This is a genomic window from Agarivorans sp. DSG3-1 (genome assembly GCF_046774965.1).
Classification (GTDB): Bacteria; Pseudomonadota; Gammaproteobacteria; order Enterobacterales; family Celerinatantimonadaceae; genus Agarivorans.
Window position 1 is genome coordinate 3939718 of record NZ_CP177241.1, and the last position, 15226, is coordinate 3954943.

The following is a 15226-nucleotide window of genomic DNA, read 5'->3' on the forward strand; positions in this document are numbered from 1 at the left end:
CCTCTTAAGACAAGAAGTCCTCACGCGGTGGTGAGAAACAATCTACTAATACGCTGCCTTCTTCAAGCGCCACTGCGCCATGCATAAAGGTTCTGGGAGCAATATAGGCATCGCCTTTCTTAACGATTTTCTTCTCGCCGTTAATTTCAGCTTCAAAACTACCTTCGGCTACGTAACCAATTTGGTCATGTAACTCGTGGGCATGTGGTGCGCCAATTGCGCCCTTTTCAAAACGTACGTGAACAACCATTAGTTGGTCTGTGTGCCCCACGATTTTACGTGTGATACCGTCGCCTAGGTCGTCCCAAGGTGTTGCTGCTGAATCAAAAAATGCTGTCATAATGTTTCTCGTTATGGTTAGTTTTCGGTTGTGCTTAAGGCAAATCCGTTTTTTATAAACCAAGGCGGGCATTGTGCTCGCCTTGGTTTAAGCATCTAGCGCTTATTCCATCGTCGCTTCTGCCGTTATATTTTTATTTGGTTTTCTTGCCGCTTGAACTAACAAGATACCCGCTACTAGTACAATAGTTCCACACAGTACAAACAAGGCTCTGCCAGAAATATCGTTTGGAATCATCGCCATAGAGATGATACCGAAGCCAGCTACGCTAATTAGATTACCCAACATTGAGCGCTGCTTAGTATCTAGGTTGTGTTGCTCTTCAGTATTAGCGTGAACAGGGGTATTCCAATCACGGAACAACTCGGTAACTTCCGCTTCACGCTCTGGTGAACGGCCTTTGAAGAACATGGTTGAGGCTACAAAGAAGCCACCAGTGAACACTACGTGTGCCGCTAAGCTCAGGCCAACTTTAAGATCTGCCCACTCACGACCAGTTAACGCTTGGTCCAAACCAAACCAGTTTTGAATATCGTCTGCAGTTAACGCGATACCAAATACGTAAGACACCACACCACCCACAACTAAGGTTCCCCAACCAGCCCAATCAGGCGTATTGCGGATCCACATGCCTAGTAGCACAGGAATGAGCATTGGGAAGCCAATTAAGGCACCAATATTCAATACAATGTCGAACAAACTTAAGTGACGAAGCGAGTTAATAAATAGCCCGATAGAGATAATCACAATCCCCATGAAAATAGTGGCTGCTTTACTCGCTACAATCAGTTCTTTTTCGCTAGCGGCTTCTTTACGCACGATGGGTGAATAGAAGTTGCGAATAAAGATACCGGCGTTACGGTTAAGACCCGAGTCCATAGAGCTCATGGTTGCCGCAAACATTGCCGACATTAACAGACCCACCATGCCCGCTGGCATAACGTTTTGTACAAAGGCCAGGTAAGCTGCATCGGCACCACCTACCGAGCTATACGCTTCGGCAAAGTCAGGCATAAAGGCATTAACGTACCAAGGTGGTAAGAACCAAATAAGAGGGCCAACAATCATCAAGATACACGCTAGGCCTGCAGCCTTACGCGCGTTATCGCTGTCTTTAGCACAAAGGTAGCGATAAGCATTAATGCTGTTGTTCATTACACCGAACTGTTTTACAAAGATGAAAACAATCCATAGTAAGAAAATACTCACGTAATTAAGGTTACTGCCCATCACGAAGTCGCCATGGAAGTTACCAATAATGTTAGTTAAGCCACCACCGTGGAAGTAAGCCGCTATGGCACAGGTAATTGTTACCGCCATAATAACCAACATTTGCATGAAATCAGACGCGACAACAGCCCACGAACCGCCGGTTACCGCCATAATCACTAGCACTACACCAGTAAAGATAATGGTTGTTTCCATTGGGATGTTGAACACAGCGGCAACAAAAATAGCCAAACCGTTTAACCACACACCCGCCGAAATAAGGCTGTCTGGCATACCTAACCAAGTGAAAAACTGTTCAGAGGTACGTCCGAAACGTTTCTTGATGGCTTCTATGGCTGTTACCACGCGAAGTTGTCTAAACTTCGGTGCGAAATAAATGTAATTCATAAAGTAGCCAAACGCGTTGGCTAAGAACAAGATAACGATGGCAAAACCGTCGCTAAATGCTTTCCCTGCTGCTCCAGTAAAGGTCCATGCTGAAAATTGAGTCATAAATGCTGTCGCACCTACCATCCACCACAGCATTTTACCGCCGCCTCTAAAGTAGTCACTGGTAGAAGATGTGAAGGTACGGAACATCCAACCTATCGCAATTAAAAATACGAAGTAGGCCAGTACAACAACGATATCAATACTCATAGCCGCCTCTGAAGGTTAAAGTTTAATAAGAAAATGTAAGAACACGCTAAGTCTAAAACAATTAAATTATATTGTAATACAAAAACACTTTATTCGTGATGAAGATCCAATTATTTTTCCGATACATTCAGTTGATGCGTAAAAAAGCACATAAAGCCAGCAATAACAACGAATACACAGATAATCAGCAACACCACAAACATAAAATATAAAGAAAGATATATTGTGAGTAATCTCACTATTTTTTGTCCGCAAGGATGAACCCATCCTTTATTTGTATTACTTTATAGCAATAAATTAATGTATTCAGAGGTTTTTAGATGCTTGCGACAACAAATGCAGTGCTACTCGACCAGCAAGAAATTACCGAGATTAGTGCGCAGCTTGGTACCAACAGCTTAATGGGTTTAAGCCTAGCTAAAATGATTAGCGATACTCAAACTTACATGGCCGCCCCCATCGAAGTACCGGGGCATGGAGAAGCCGGCGGCTACGAGCACAACCGTCACAAGCAAAACTACCAATACATTAATCAGGCGGGTCGTTTATTTCTAATCACTGGCGACGAACAATACGCAAAATTTACCGCTGAGATACTGACTGAATATGCCGACAAATACTTAGGCTTTGGCTTTCACATTCAACGCAACACCAACCCACCAGGTCGTTTGTTCCATCAGATCCTAAATGAACATGTGTGGTTACTTTACTCAAGCTTAGGCTATAGCTGCATTAAACACTGGTTAAACGATGAACAACGTCAGCACATCGAAAGCAAACTATTTCAGCCTATGCTGGATATGTTCACGGTTAAATACGGTCACGATTTTGATCGCATTCATAACCATGGTTTATGGGCAGTAGCTGCAGTAGCGATTTGTGGTTTAGCCATTGATAAACCAGAGTACGTTGAAATGTCTGTGCATGGCCTTAAAGGCGATGATGTAAGTGGTGGCTTCTTAGCGCAAATTAGTCAATTGTTTGCACCTTCCGGTTACTACATGGAGGGGCCTTATTATCACCGTTATGCGATTCGCCCTCTGTGTTTATTTGCCGAGGTATTGCACCGCCATCGCCCTGCCCTAAATATTTTTGAATACAAAGACCAAGTGATTGGTAAAACCATTAAAGCCTTATTAGCCACTGCCTATCCTAATGGCGTATTCCCTGCTTTAAACGATGCGTCTTTGTCTATGGATATTAAAGACCAAGGCGTGGTAGTAGCAGTAAGTTTGGCTTACAAGCATTATGGCCACGATGACAAACTACTCGGCATGGCGAACATTCAGCAGCAAGTGTGGATACACGGTTGTGGCTCAGCGCTTACGCAAGGCTTTGAAAAATCGACCAATACCAGCCTGCCGCATTGGCCAAGTGTTGAATTAAACGAAGGACCAAACGGAGACCGTGGTGCTCAGGGCTTTATTCGCCTTCAAAGCCAAGACGGTGACGTAAGCCAATTAGTTATGAACTATGGCCAACACGGTATGGGGCATGGTCACTTTGACACCTTAGGCATTAGCTTCTTTAACCGTGGCCAAGAAGTGCTTAAAGAGTACGGTTTTGGCCGCTGGGTTAACGTAGAGCCAAAATTTGGCGGACGCTACTTAGATGAAAACAAGTCTTACGCGCGCCAAACTATTGCCCATAATGCGGTGGCAGTAGACCAAGGTTGCCAAAATGACTTTGATGTAGAAACCGCCGACGCTAAACATGGTGTCCCACATTTCTTTGAAAACCAAGGTAAAGACCTGCAAGCGGTAAGTGCATTTGCCGATAACTTTTATCCTGGCGTGGACCAGCAGCGCAGTTTACTGCTGATAAACGATGACGCCTTAGACGCACCTTTACTGTTAGATGTTTTCTGCATAAACAGTGAAGAAGAGCATAGTTACGACTACGCATTGCAATATCAAGGGCAAATAATTCGCTGTAACAGCGACTACCAAATGCATGGCGAACTCTCGCCAATGGGTAGCGACTTTGGTTACCAGCACTTATGGAATGTTGCCCAAGGCAAAGCCGCAAACAACAGCCTTGTTAGCTGGTTACAAGGCAATAGCTACTATTCGTGGATTAGCGCCAGTGAAGCCAACGACGAGCTATTCTTTACCCGCGTTGGTGCCAATGACCCACAATATAACTTGCGTAGCGAAACCAGTCTTATTCTGCGCCGCCAAGCCAAATCGACAGTATTTGCCAACGTGTTGGAAACACATGGTTACTTTAATGAAGCCGTAGAAGCGAGTATCAATGCTCGCGGTAAAGTAACAGAAGTAAAGGTGCTAGCCAGTAACGAAATAGGCACTGTGATTCAAATACTGGGCGAAAATATTCATTTCACCGTAATGCTTAGTAATCAGCGAAACATAAGCGCCGATACTCAGCATTCTATAGAAACTAATCAACAAACTTATTGCTGGCAGGGATCTCTGGCGTTAGAAAAGAACCGAGGTTAATCATGACTTACCAACCACTATTGATAAGCTTTGAAGAAGCAAAAGAGCTCGCTAAGCATTTAAATACCGATTCACTTATTGGTCAATCTATCGCTAGCGAAATTGCCGCGTTAGAGGCATACATGCCATTAGGCATCGAGATCCCTGGTCACGGTGAAGCCGGTGGTTACGAACATAACCGCCATAAGCAAAACTACATCCATTTAGATTTAGCCGGTCGTTTGTACCTAATTACAGAAGAACAACGCTACCTAGATTATGCGCGAAGCATGCTGGTTGAATACGCCAAGGTGTACCCTACTTTAGAGCTAAACACTAGCCGAGACACCAATCCACCAGGGCGCTTGTTTCACCAAACCTTGAACGAAAACATGTGGATGCTTTACGCCTCATGTGCCTATTCGTGTATTCGCCACAAACTCGCAGACGATGAACAAACATTGATCGAAAATGATTTGTTCAAATTGATGATTGAATTGTTTGTTGACGTTTATGCCCATGATTTTGACATAGTACATAACCATGGTTTGTGGGCAGTAGCCGGGGTAGGTATTTGTGGCTATGCCATTCAAGACCAAGCCAGTGTAGATAAAGCCTTATACGGTTTAAAAGGCGATAGCGTAAGTGGCGGCTTTATTGCCCAACTTACTCAATTATTTTCGCCAGACGGTTACTACATGGAAGGCCCTTACTATCACCGCTTTTCACTGCGTCCAATCTTTTTGTTTGCCGAAGCCATTGAACGTCGCCAACCAGAAATTGGTATTTATCGGTTAAAAGACCAAGTGATTAAAACCACCACTTACGCGGTAATGTCTACCGCCTTTCCAAATGGTGTACTGCCAGCACTTAATGATTCCTCTAAATCTATGGACATTAATGACGAAGGCATTTTGATTGCGACCAGCATGTGCTTTAGCCGTTACCAACGTGACGCAAACTTGGTTGCTATGGCTAAACACCAAAACAAAGTGTGGGTACACGCCTCGGGCGCTAGCTTGTCTGATGCCAGCAATAACGCCGCAAACTTAGGCGGTTTTAACTGGGGCAGTTTAGTGTTAACAGACGGCGCTGAAGGCGATCGCGGCGGCGTGGCGATTTTACGCCACCGTGACACCAGGCAAGACGACAGCATGGCGCTTCTATGGTTTGGCCAACACGGCAGTGATCATAAACTTCACTCGGCGCTAGACCACGGCCACTTTGATGGCCTGCACTTCAACCTATTTAATCGTGGCCAAGAAGTACTTCACGATTACGGTTATGGCCGTTGGGTAAACATTGAACCTAAATTCGGTGGTCGCTACATTCCTGAAAACAAAAGCTACGCTAAGCAAACGATTGCCCATAATACCGTGGTGGTTGATTTCCAAAGCCAAAACCAAGGTGACACAGCAACCGCTGAACAAAAGTGGGGAGAGAAACATTTCTTCGTAAGCGGCAACAGCAAATTACAAGCGATGAGTGCGTTTGTACGTAACTACTACCCAGGTGTAGACCAACAACGCAGCGTTATAATGTTTGAAGCGGAAGGCTTTACTAAGCCATTAGTGCTAGATTTATTCCGCTTGGTGAGTGAGCAAGAACATAACTACGACTATACCCTGCACTACTCTGGTCACTTTATTAACAGCGATTTTAACTACCAATGCAAAGCCACGTTAAAACCCTTGGGCGACGCACACGGTTACCAGCACTTGTGGCATCAAGCGACTGCAGAGGTAAACAACTCAAGCCTAATGACATGGTTACAAGGCAACAGTTATTACTCAGTAATAAGCTCAGCAACAGCGAACAGCCAAGTGATAATGGCGCGCACTGGCGCCAATGATGCTGACTTTAATTTACGCAGCGAGCCAGTACTGATACTTCGCCAGAAAGCTAAAGATCATTTATTTGCTAATGTATTTGAAACTCACGGCTACTTTAATGAAGCCATTGAAGCCAGCACTGAGGCACGCGGCCAAGTAAGTGCCGTAGAGGTTCTCACTCATAATAAAGTGGCGTCAGCGGTTGCGATTCATCTGGTGTCGGGTAAACACATTACGGTATGTGTGTCTAACCAAGCCAATGTAAAAAAAGACACTCAGCATCAGCTAGAAGTTGACGGTAAAATCCTGCGCTGGAGTGGTCCTGTATTCATTGCATAACAATTATTATGTAAGCGCTTATAAAGCCTCGCCATCGCGAGGCTTTCTCTTATTCAACACTTACATTCAGATTCTAACTAGACAATAGCTTACTGATATAACGACACTTTCTACTGGTTGTTCGTAACCACTCCATTCGCCAATAACTCCTCATACAACGAAAAACTGAAGCGGGCTAATGGAAGACATTCTGAACATCGCTTCACTCCGCGCTTAGAAAACCTAACAAACCTTCTCGTCATAAAAGATTCACACTGTGAAATAGCATAATCAAAGACTTAGCAGAGTGTTCACTATTTAAACGACAAATTTAACCCAAATGGGGAATGGCTCATTTTCTAAACGAAAGATATTCTGCAGCTATACCTAATTAGGTATGACAATAAATCAGTTCATTGTCACTAGCACGGATGCTTAATATCAAGGAATGAGGTAATGATATGACTGTAGTAATCACTCTCGCACTGCTCACTTTAATCATGTTGGCGCCAATTAAAATTGGCACTCAAGTATTAAAAATAGAACGCTCAGGCATGGATGTATGCTTTGTCGCGGTCATCTTGGCCATTGCAGCAGGCATGCTAACCGATATAGCCATTGGCCAAGGGTTCTTCCCCACTTTGGTAGCAATAGTGGTAACCAGTATTTTATTTTCACTGTTGTTTAAAACCACTGCAGTTGCAGGTTTTGTTTTAGCCTTATTATCCACCGGGATCCAGCTACTATTCACCGTAGCAATTGTGGCATTTGGTGTGGCTATTGCGTATACCCTCTCTTAACTGGTACTTGCCTCCTAAAAAAGGAAGCGGCTCGCTTCCTTTTTTATTTCCAAATTTTCTCTCAGTTACAACAAGTTGCTAACCCTATCGCAGCACACTTTGGCTTACAAAACCTCGCATCTTAAACGTATCACCGCTAACATTAAGGTAACAACATTGTTAAATTGATATAGAAATTGCAATCAGGTTTAAAACCATTGGTTGAATATCAGGGATGAGATGAAAAAGTTAACCTTTAGCGCCTTGTTATTTTCGCTGGCGAGCACCAGCGGTTTTGCAGAACAACAAACCGGTCCAAGGCTCGTGGCCTATCGCGACACTTATATTCTACTCGGAAAATATAACCCTAACCCGCCTGATCTTGGTGACTATTCTTCGGCCTTAGCCACAAAAGAAGCTGACGGTAATCGCGGTATCGACAACTTAGAAACCGAGTTTCAAATCAGTGGTAAGTTGATTGTTGGCGAGAGCCTGTTTAGCCAGCGGGACTACTTTAGTATTGCCTATACTCAACGAAGCTTTTGGCAAGTTTACAACAAACCATTCTCTTCCCCTTTTCGCGATACCAACTATGAACCCGAGCTAATTTATACTTGGCGACCTGATAATTTTGCTATTGACGCGAATAAATGGCACCTGCGCTCTGCCAGTTTTGGTTTTAGCCATCAAGCCAATGGCTCTTATGGCGAGTTTGATCGCTCTTGGGAGCGGATTTATGCTCAGTTTGATGCATCCTACAACGACTGGTTGTTCTCCGCTAAACCTTGGATCCCGATAGGCCCTGAAGTTAATAATGGCGGAGACTTTACCGATTATTACGGATACGGCGAAGTTTCTGTAGCTTACTTGTTTGGTGACAACCAATGTAACCATCGCGTCAGCGCTATGGGCAGAAACAACCTAAAGTCTGATAACAAAGGCGCAATAGATTTACGCTTTGCCTATTGTATAACGCCAGCGTTTTCGCTTTATGCCAAGTACTTTAATGGCTATGGTGAATCGATGCTTGATTACAACATTCACAATCAATCCTTCGGCTTGGGAGTAGCATTAAACCGAATTGGTGATAGACGCGAAATGATGTCTGATAGCAGCCAATGGACATTTGCTGGCATGAGCATATTTAGAGATAGTTATATTCTGCCTTTCAAGTACAACCCTTCCCCATCGGTTCCCGACTTGGCAGGAGGCGTTCCAGGCCAGCAGCCCGACAAAGTAGAAGTGGAGTTCCAGTTTAGCTTTCGCTTAACCATGCCCTTCAACTTGTTTACCGACACCGACAACCTCAGCTTTGCGTATACCCAACAAACCTTTTGGCAACCTTATGAACGCTCTGGCGATTCAGTGAGGGAAACTAACTACGAGCCCGAGTTTTTCTATCAGTGGAACAGCAAAAAAGAGGCGCGCAGCTCGGCTTGGTCGCCAGAATGGATACGTTTAGGTTTAGTGCATGAATCTAACGGTCAGACCCAAATACGTTCTCGTTCGTGGAATCGCATATATACCGAGTTTAGCTTTGACGCTAAACCAGTCACTATTGCTGTAAAACCTTGGTATCGGTTTGAGGAAACAGCGGAAGAAGATGACAACCCCAATATGGAAGATTATTACGGTTACGGACAGCTCACAGCCAAATGGCAAATCAATGACCGACATCGCTTAAGCTTTTTAGGCCGGAATAACCTAAAAAGCGACAACAAGGGCGCGGTAGACCTACGTTGGTCTTACGGAATTACCCAAGAATTAGCGCTGTATCTTAAGTATTTTAATGGTTACGGCGAATCACTCATTGACTACAACAAACATAACAAAAGTCTGGGGATAGGTTTCGCTATCAACCAATAATCTCGTTGCTAGCAACAAACTGGTGGGCGTTAAAGTCCCCTCTCTTCTATTCACTTTTCCAAACGCCAACTATATTGGCGTTTGGACTGTTGGAATCACAAAACCTAGCAGACTACCCCGAAGCCCCGCTCATATGCTTAACAATAAAACCTTTGTTGTATTAAATATGTTAATAACTTTATTCTCAACAGCAAACACTTTACTATGCCTGCCACAAAATGCGGTTTAGGTCTAATCAGCAGTTGCCATTTCATAGCAGTGTTATTTGAGCACCAAGACTTAAGCGTAAACTGAGTTCCCATACAAGCAGAGAATCACATGGATAGTGAGTACGACTACAAACCACGTACCGTTTCAAAAAATGTAGACAAAGAATTTCGTTTAGGTGAAGGACGAATCAGCGGATTTTGCTCATTATTTCTAGGAATACTCAGCCTTTTAGCGGTTATTGCTTACCTATATCCTTCCATGCTGACTACCACCGAGTTAAGAAAAATCTATGACGCGGAGCAGTTACAACAGGTGCTTAAATACGGTATGTATACGTCAATCGTATTAGGTATTCTGACATTTTTGCTCAATAAAGGTGCTTACAAATATTTGGGTATTTCGGGAATACTATTTACAGCGGTCGCTTTTTTGTTAGGTGGATACAGAATTCCTGTAGGCCCGGTTGAACCCGCCGCGCTATCACTGGGGATTGATTGGTTAATCTTGGCATTTTTAGGTTCCATCTTCATATTTTTAAGCTTAGAGAAGCTATTCCCCAAGTACCGAAATCAATTAATCATGAGGCCTGAATGGGATGTAGACTTGTTCTACTTTTCTTTTAATCACCTCGCTATTTCGGCCATACTCGTTTTTGCCAACTACCATGTCAGTCACTTTGACTGGGCTGTTAGCGCCAGCTTTCAAGAAAATATTCGAAGCATACCTACCATTGTACAGTTCGTCGTTATCGTGATTAGCGCTGATTTTGTTTTATATTGGGAGCATCGTGCTTATCACGAGTTCACAGTTTTGTGGCCTATTCATGCGGTTCATCATTCGATTGAAAATATTGATTGGCTAGCCGGTTCGCGAGGACATTTCGTTCAAGTATTCTCAGAACGAGCCATGGTAATGATTCCTCTCTACTTATTGGGCGTTGATCAGGCTGCGCTGAATATATACGTTACCTTCGCCGCGCTGCAAGCAGTACTTATCCATTGTAATTTGGGTATTTCATTTGGACCACTAAACTACATATTGGTTACGCCGCAATTCCATCACTGGCACCATAGTTCGGAAAAACCGGCTATTGATACTAATTATTCTGCGCATACCGTGTTATTCGACCGCTTATTCAAGACTTATCATTTTCCCAAACAACATTGGCCAGCAAGTTACGGCACAACCCAACGATTGCCTCGGACAGTAATAGGACAAACTCTTTACCCGCTCAAAGTGTGGCTAAAAAGACTAAAGACCAAACACACAGCTTAGGCTACAGACCGCTTATTCCGCTTTGCTTAACCAGCGGAATGAGCTTTTTAGAAAAGCTGTAGCCTCTGTTTCAACAATCTCGCCATGTGCCATTACCAGAACCTTGGGCTGCCAATTGAGAATACTTGCTAGATGATCTCGAGCTTCTGCTTTACCAAACATAAAACTCAAACGCCAATCTATCGGCATTTTTCCGTCAGGCGCTAAAATCCCTACCCCTTTGGCAATCAATCGATGACAGCAAGAAAAATGCTCAATACTAAAATTTTCAACCAAGTCGGTAACAATAAGAACAGCTGATTTTTTATGGAAAAAGACACATTCTTGCATTGCAGGTGAGCCGGTGAACAAGGTTTGTTCTATGAACTCTTGCCACGGCCAATGCATATTCGCGCTATTAGTTAACGCTCCGTCAAAAACCAAATCTCCGCGTTTGTTTATAACTTGCTCGGTGCCGTAGGTGCTGGCATTAGGGTAACGGCCCTGCCATTCACCAATAAAAAGGTGATGTAAATGATTCGGGGCAATCAGGTATCTAACAACACCTAGAACACTTAATTGACTAGCTAACTGCTCACTAAAACGGATTGGACTATGGAGCCATAGCCCGCCGTCATCAAGCCGAACAACGGTCATTCGCGTGGTGTATGGTAAGGTAAAAAAAGGAACGGCTTCGCCTTCCACTATCCAAATATCTTCAGCTAGCTTTCTCATTCCACTCCCTATCGGTTAAACAATTTAGAGAGAACTCCAATAACCGCTCGAATATCCCCATGGCAGTAAGAAACCTTACGCCACACCTTATTCATCACCAACAATTTGATGCTCAACGGGTTTATCAAAACATCGAGCGGGGTTACCCACAGCAACAGAGTTAGCAGGTACATCTTTAACCACTACCGCTCCTGCACCAATAGTCGTATTCTCGCCTATTTGAACACTGCCAAGAACAATAGCCCCGGCGGAGAGACAAACATGATTACCAATAGTAGGCAAACCAAAGCCACTACTTTGGCCTTTTACTCCAACCATTACCCCATGATAGATAACTAAGCTCTCAATTAGTTGGCTTTTTTATTTAGTACAATATTGCCCAAATGAGGTACAAGTAAGCTTTTGCCAGTATAAATGAAACGTCAATTTGTTGATTCCTTGTTTTTATTAATCAAGCAACAAAAAAGCCTAACTCAAGAATGAGTTAGGCTTTTATAAAACGGCAGTTAGATACTAAGCCGCGTTATGCGATGGTAGGCGGTGATTACTATTGTTTAACAAGGCTAAATTGGCATCGCGTGCTTTATCTGCGTTTCCGGCCATAATCGCATCGTAGATAGCCTTATGTTCTTCAATACAGGTGCCGCCATCTTTCGATGAGTGATCGATAAACCCAATAAACATGGTGCGTAATACATTAGCAAATGGAATATAGAAACTATTCCCAGTTGATAAAAATACCAAACGGTGGAACTCCATATCTACGTCAGTCCAGGATGTTTCTAAATCTGCTCCAGAGGCAACATCAGCCATCTGTTGAAACACTGCAGAAAGTCCCATACGCTGTTCAGCGCTGGCATTACGTGCGGCTAACGCAGCGGCTTCTGGCTCAATAGCTCGGCGTAACGCTAAGAAATCTTGATACGCTAGTTCGGTGTTGTTTAAACCCATCATCCAATCAAGCAATTGGGAGTCTAAGAAATTCCAATACTCGCGGTCACGAACGCGAGTACCAATTTTAGGACGAGACTCTAACAAACCTTTTGAGTTAAGCAGCTTGATAGCTTCACGCAAAGCAGTGCGACTCACACCAAACTGTTCACATAAATCAAGCTCGCCAGGGATAATACTGCCTTGTGGTAGCGCCCCCGATAAAATACCGCGGGCAATTTCGCGGGCCACTTGCAAATGAAGACTGCGTGATGAGCCCTCAATCTGAGTGAATTCGTTAGACATAGAATAACCTTTTCCAAATTTTGTGTTAGCAATAGCAACCCTGAGAATTGCCATTGCTAACACAAATTAATACACATTTAGTATTACTAATACTACAGTAATTATTTTATCTCAGATACATAAAATACTAGCAAATGCAGGCTTGATCGCCTTATTTGTAACACTTAAAGACTAATCAAACGACCGTTTACTTTTAAACTGACTTGGGAAATTAGTTACCATAATTCTTTTACTCTTTTAAGTAACAACACTATCCGCGTTCACTTGTTTGCTGCAGTAGATGAGCCTCCTACCCACCAAAATGATCCGGTAATTAGGTTACGTAAGCTTCGCTAAGGTTAATGACGTGGTGAGTCAGCGATGCAAAACGCTCGCGTTCCATATAGGTAAGAAAGCCAAACTATGGATTTGGAAGATTCAACTGACCAAACTGGATGTTTGAATAAGTGTTAGAGCCGGAAAGACTATAACAATCTAGATCTAGACACTTTAAAAGAAAAAACCACACAGCTAACCATGTGGCTTTTTGATGATGCAATCAAGAATTTATCCCACCGCTACCAAATACTTATTAGTAGAGGCTAAATACCCAAGGCTTGACCACCGCCAATTTGTACTGTTTCAGCAGTGATAAATGACGCATCTTTACTAACAAGGAAAGAGATCGTTGAAGCCACTTCTTCTGGTTGACCTAAACGCCCAAGCAAAATGCTGTCCTTCCAAGAGGCAAAGACTTCTGGCTTAGTTTCTTTTATCTGAGCATGGAATGGCGTATCGATAGTACCTGGTGATACTGCATTAACACGAATACCAGTGGGCGCGAGCTCTTTTGCTAAAGCACGAGTTAAAGTATGAACCGCAGCTTTAGACACACCGTATATACCCGCTCCTGGACCACCAGCATTCCACGCAGCATTAGACGTAAAGTTGATAATTGAGGCATTTTCGGCTTTCTTTAAAAATGGAATGGCCGCACGCGAAACAAAGAACGCACTATCTAAGTTAAGTGCCATAACAAAGCGATAGAATTCAGTGGTCATTTCCTCCATTGGACTACGGCCACCTAAACCACCAGCATTGTTCACCACAACATCAATCTGTCCAAACTTTTCGCCGATTAGATTTACGTTTTTGGTAACAGCGGCATCATCAGTGACATCAAATCCATAGTATTCAGCTTCAATACCTGCGTCTTTAAGTTGAGCAACACGCGCTGCGCCTTGTTCGTCTTCGATACCATTAAGTACAACTGTGTAGCCATCTTGACCCAATCGCTTGGCGACTTGGAAACCAATACCACCTGTTGCGCCCGTGATTAAAGCAACTTTATTAGACATATCTACGCTCTCATTGATTAGTTAATCTAAAAGAAATGAATTGTTTATTAATACAATAAGATTAAACATTTTTTTATTGTATTACAAATACTTAGTTCACATTTTAGAAGTTATAACGAAGCCCGATACGACTTCTTAGTTCCCTCTGGCTAGACTGATCAGATACAGATACATCACCAAATTCTAACCAAGGAGTCCAATCACCAATGCTGTAATGAATGGTAAAGTTGTTTTCATAGTTCGTTCTGTCGTTGTTGTACAACAGGTATTCTGAATTATCAGCGTAATAGTAGTTACTCTCTAAGCCAAATGCCCATTGCTGATATTTATAACCAATGTTTGCGGTATAACGATGACGGTATTTTTTAACGTCTTCGCCGGGTTTTACATCAAGGCGATAACGGCCACTAACAGACAAGCCCTTAACCTTCTCGGGAGTATAGGTTAAACGTAGCTGTGGTTTATAGGTTGTTCCTGAAGTGCCAAATTCAATTGGCATACCAGGTATCAACGCCCATTGGTCGTTTATTTTGTAACGATAACCGAGATCGATTTCGGATCCGTTTGATTGTAAATCTTCCATAAATTTGCCCTCTTCTCCCTTAAACTTTAACTCTAAAGCCATAGAGAAATTGTTTTCAAAGGTGTGGGCCATCTTCACTCGGCTAGCATGTTGTTTAGTGTCACTTTTATACTCGTGACGAAAGTCTACCGACGTTGCCATTGCATTTACGCTCAACAAACTTACGCCGCCAATCAACATAACTAGACTGCTAGATTTCATTATTTACTCTGTTTAGGATGAAATTATTTGTATTACAATACTATTTTTAATCACTTCCAAGTAAGAGGTGAATAAAATGTGATCACAATCAAAACGAATCAGTCAAATTGACGGCAACTTTGAAGTTGAGCAGATTTTTAACCTGCAAATAAAATATTTTTTGGCACATTTAATTAACACAACATCAAGAGCATTCTGATGCTAGGTCAGTATAAGGTCTAAAAGAAA

12 protein-coding genes and 1 pseudogene are annotated in these 15226 nt (G+C 43.0%); 5 read left to right on the top strand and 8 right to left on the bottom strand.

Translation table 11 applies throughout. From position 1 onward, the window contains the following. Positions 1-4: 4 nt before the first annotated feature. From ACLD71_RS18285 to ACLD71_RS18295, 3 genes and pseudogenes are all read right to left on the bottom strand, one after another. Positions 5-340, bottom strand: a complete 336-nt coding sequence (locus tag ACLD71_RS18285) for a cupin domain-containing protein (RefSeq protein ID WP_137674669.1) — start codon at positions 338-340, stop codon at positions 5-7. Positions 341-442: 102 nt separating this feature from the next. Next, positions 443-2209 (bottom strand): sodium:solute symporter family transporter, encoded by a 1767-nt coding sequence (locus ACLD71_RS18290; RefSeq protein ID WP_411991579.1) that lies wholly within the window; start codon positions 2207-2209, stop codon positions 443-445. A 127-nt stretch (positions 2210-2336) separates the two neighbouring features. Then, positions 2337-2393 (bottom strand): annotated as a pseudogene (locus ACLD71_RS18295) (GlyGly-CTERM sorting domain-containing protein); the annotation flags it as partial. A 136-nt stretch (positions 2394-2529) separates the two neighbouring features. Between ACLD71_RS18295 and ACLD71_RS18300 the strand changes: the two are divergent. The 5 genes from ACLD71_RS18300 to ACLD71_RS18320 all read left to right on the top strand — a co-directional run bounded on the left by ACLD71_RS18300 (position 2530) and on the right by ACLD71_RS18320 (position 10927). Then, the gene (locus tag ACLD71_RS18300) at positions 2530-4668 is read left to right on the top strand and encodes a heparinase II/III family protein (protein WP_411991580.1); all 2139 of its coding nucleotides are present in this window, start codon (positions 2530-2532) and stop codon (positions 4666-4668) included. Between the two features lie 2 nt (positions 4669-4670). Further along, positions 4671-6818: a heparinase II/III family protein gene (locus tag ACLD71_RS18305; protein WP_411991581.1), complete on the top strand. Its 2148-nt coding sequence runs from the start codon at positions 4671-4673 to the stop codon at positions 6816-6818. Positions 6819-7258: 440 nt separating this feature from the next. Beyond that, positions 7259-7597 carry a hypothetical protein gene (locus ACLD71_RS18310; RefSeq protein WP_411991582.1) on the top strand — a complete coding sequence of 113 codons (339 nt, stop codon included), beginning with the start codon at positions 7259-7261 and terminating at the stop codon, positions 7595-7597. Between the two features lie 219 nt (positions 7598-7816). Next, entirely contained in the window at positions 7817-9442 is a 1626-nt protein-coding gene (locus tag ACLD71_RS18315; RefSeq protein WP_411991583.1) for a phospholipase A, read from the top strand. Positions 9443-9760: 318 nt separating this feature from the next. After that, positions 9761-10927, top strand: a complete 1167-nt coding sequence (locus tag ACLD71_RS18320; RefSeq protein ID WP_411991584.1) for a sterol desaturase family protein — start codon at positions 9761-9763, stop codon at positions 10925-10927. A 12-nt stretch (positions 10928-10939) separates the two neighbouring features. On the opposite strand, the gene ACLD71_RS18325 is transcribed toward ACLD71_RS18320, so the two are convergent. The 5 genes from ACLD71_RS18325 to ACLD71_RS18345 all read right to left on the bottom strand — a co-directional run bounded on the left by ACLD71_RS18325 (position 10940) and on the right by ACLD71_RS18345 (position 14998). Continuing rightward, complete coding sequence (locus ACLD71_RS18325) at positions 10940-11641, bottom strand: DUF4336 domain-containing protein (protein ID WP_411991585.1); 702 nt, start codon at positions 11639-11641, stop codon at positions 10940-10942. An 87-nt stretch (positions 11642-11728) separates the two neighbouring features. Continuing rightward, positions 11729-11959 (bottom strand): hypothetical protein, encoded by a 231-nt coding sequence (locus tag ACLD71_RS18330; RefSeq protein WP_411991586.1) that lies wholly within the window; start codon positions 11957-11959, stop codon positions 11729-11731. A gap of 195 nt (positions 11960-12154) precedes the next feature. Then, positions 12155-12877 carry a FadR/GntR family transcriptional regulator gene (locus ACLD71_RS18335; RefSeq protein WP_137674678.1) on the bottom strand — a complete coding sequence of 241 codons (723 nt, stop codon included), beginning with the start codon at positions 12875-12877 and terminating at the stop codon, positions 12155-12157. A gap of 581 nt (positions 12878-13458) precedes the next feature. Then, positions 13459-14214, bottom strand: coding sequence for an SDR family NAD(P)-dependent oxidoreductase (locus ACLD71_RS18340; RefSeq protein ID WP_411991587.1), 756 nt, complete (start codon positions 14212-14214; stop codon positions 13459-13461). A gap of 103 nt (positions 14215-14317) precedes the next feature. Continuing rightward, positions 14318-14998 carry an oligogalacturonate-specific porin KdgM family protein gene (locus ACLD71_RS18345; RefSeq protein WP_411991588.1) on the bottom strand — a complete coding sequence of 227 codons (681 nt, stop codon included), beginning with the start codon at positions 14996-14998 and terminating at the stop codon, positions 14318-14320. Positions 14999-15226 lie beyond the last annotated feature (228 nt).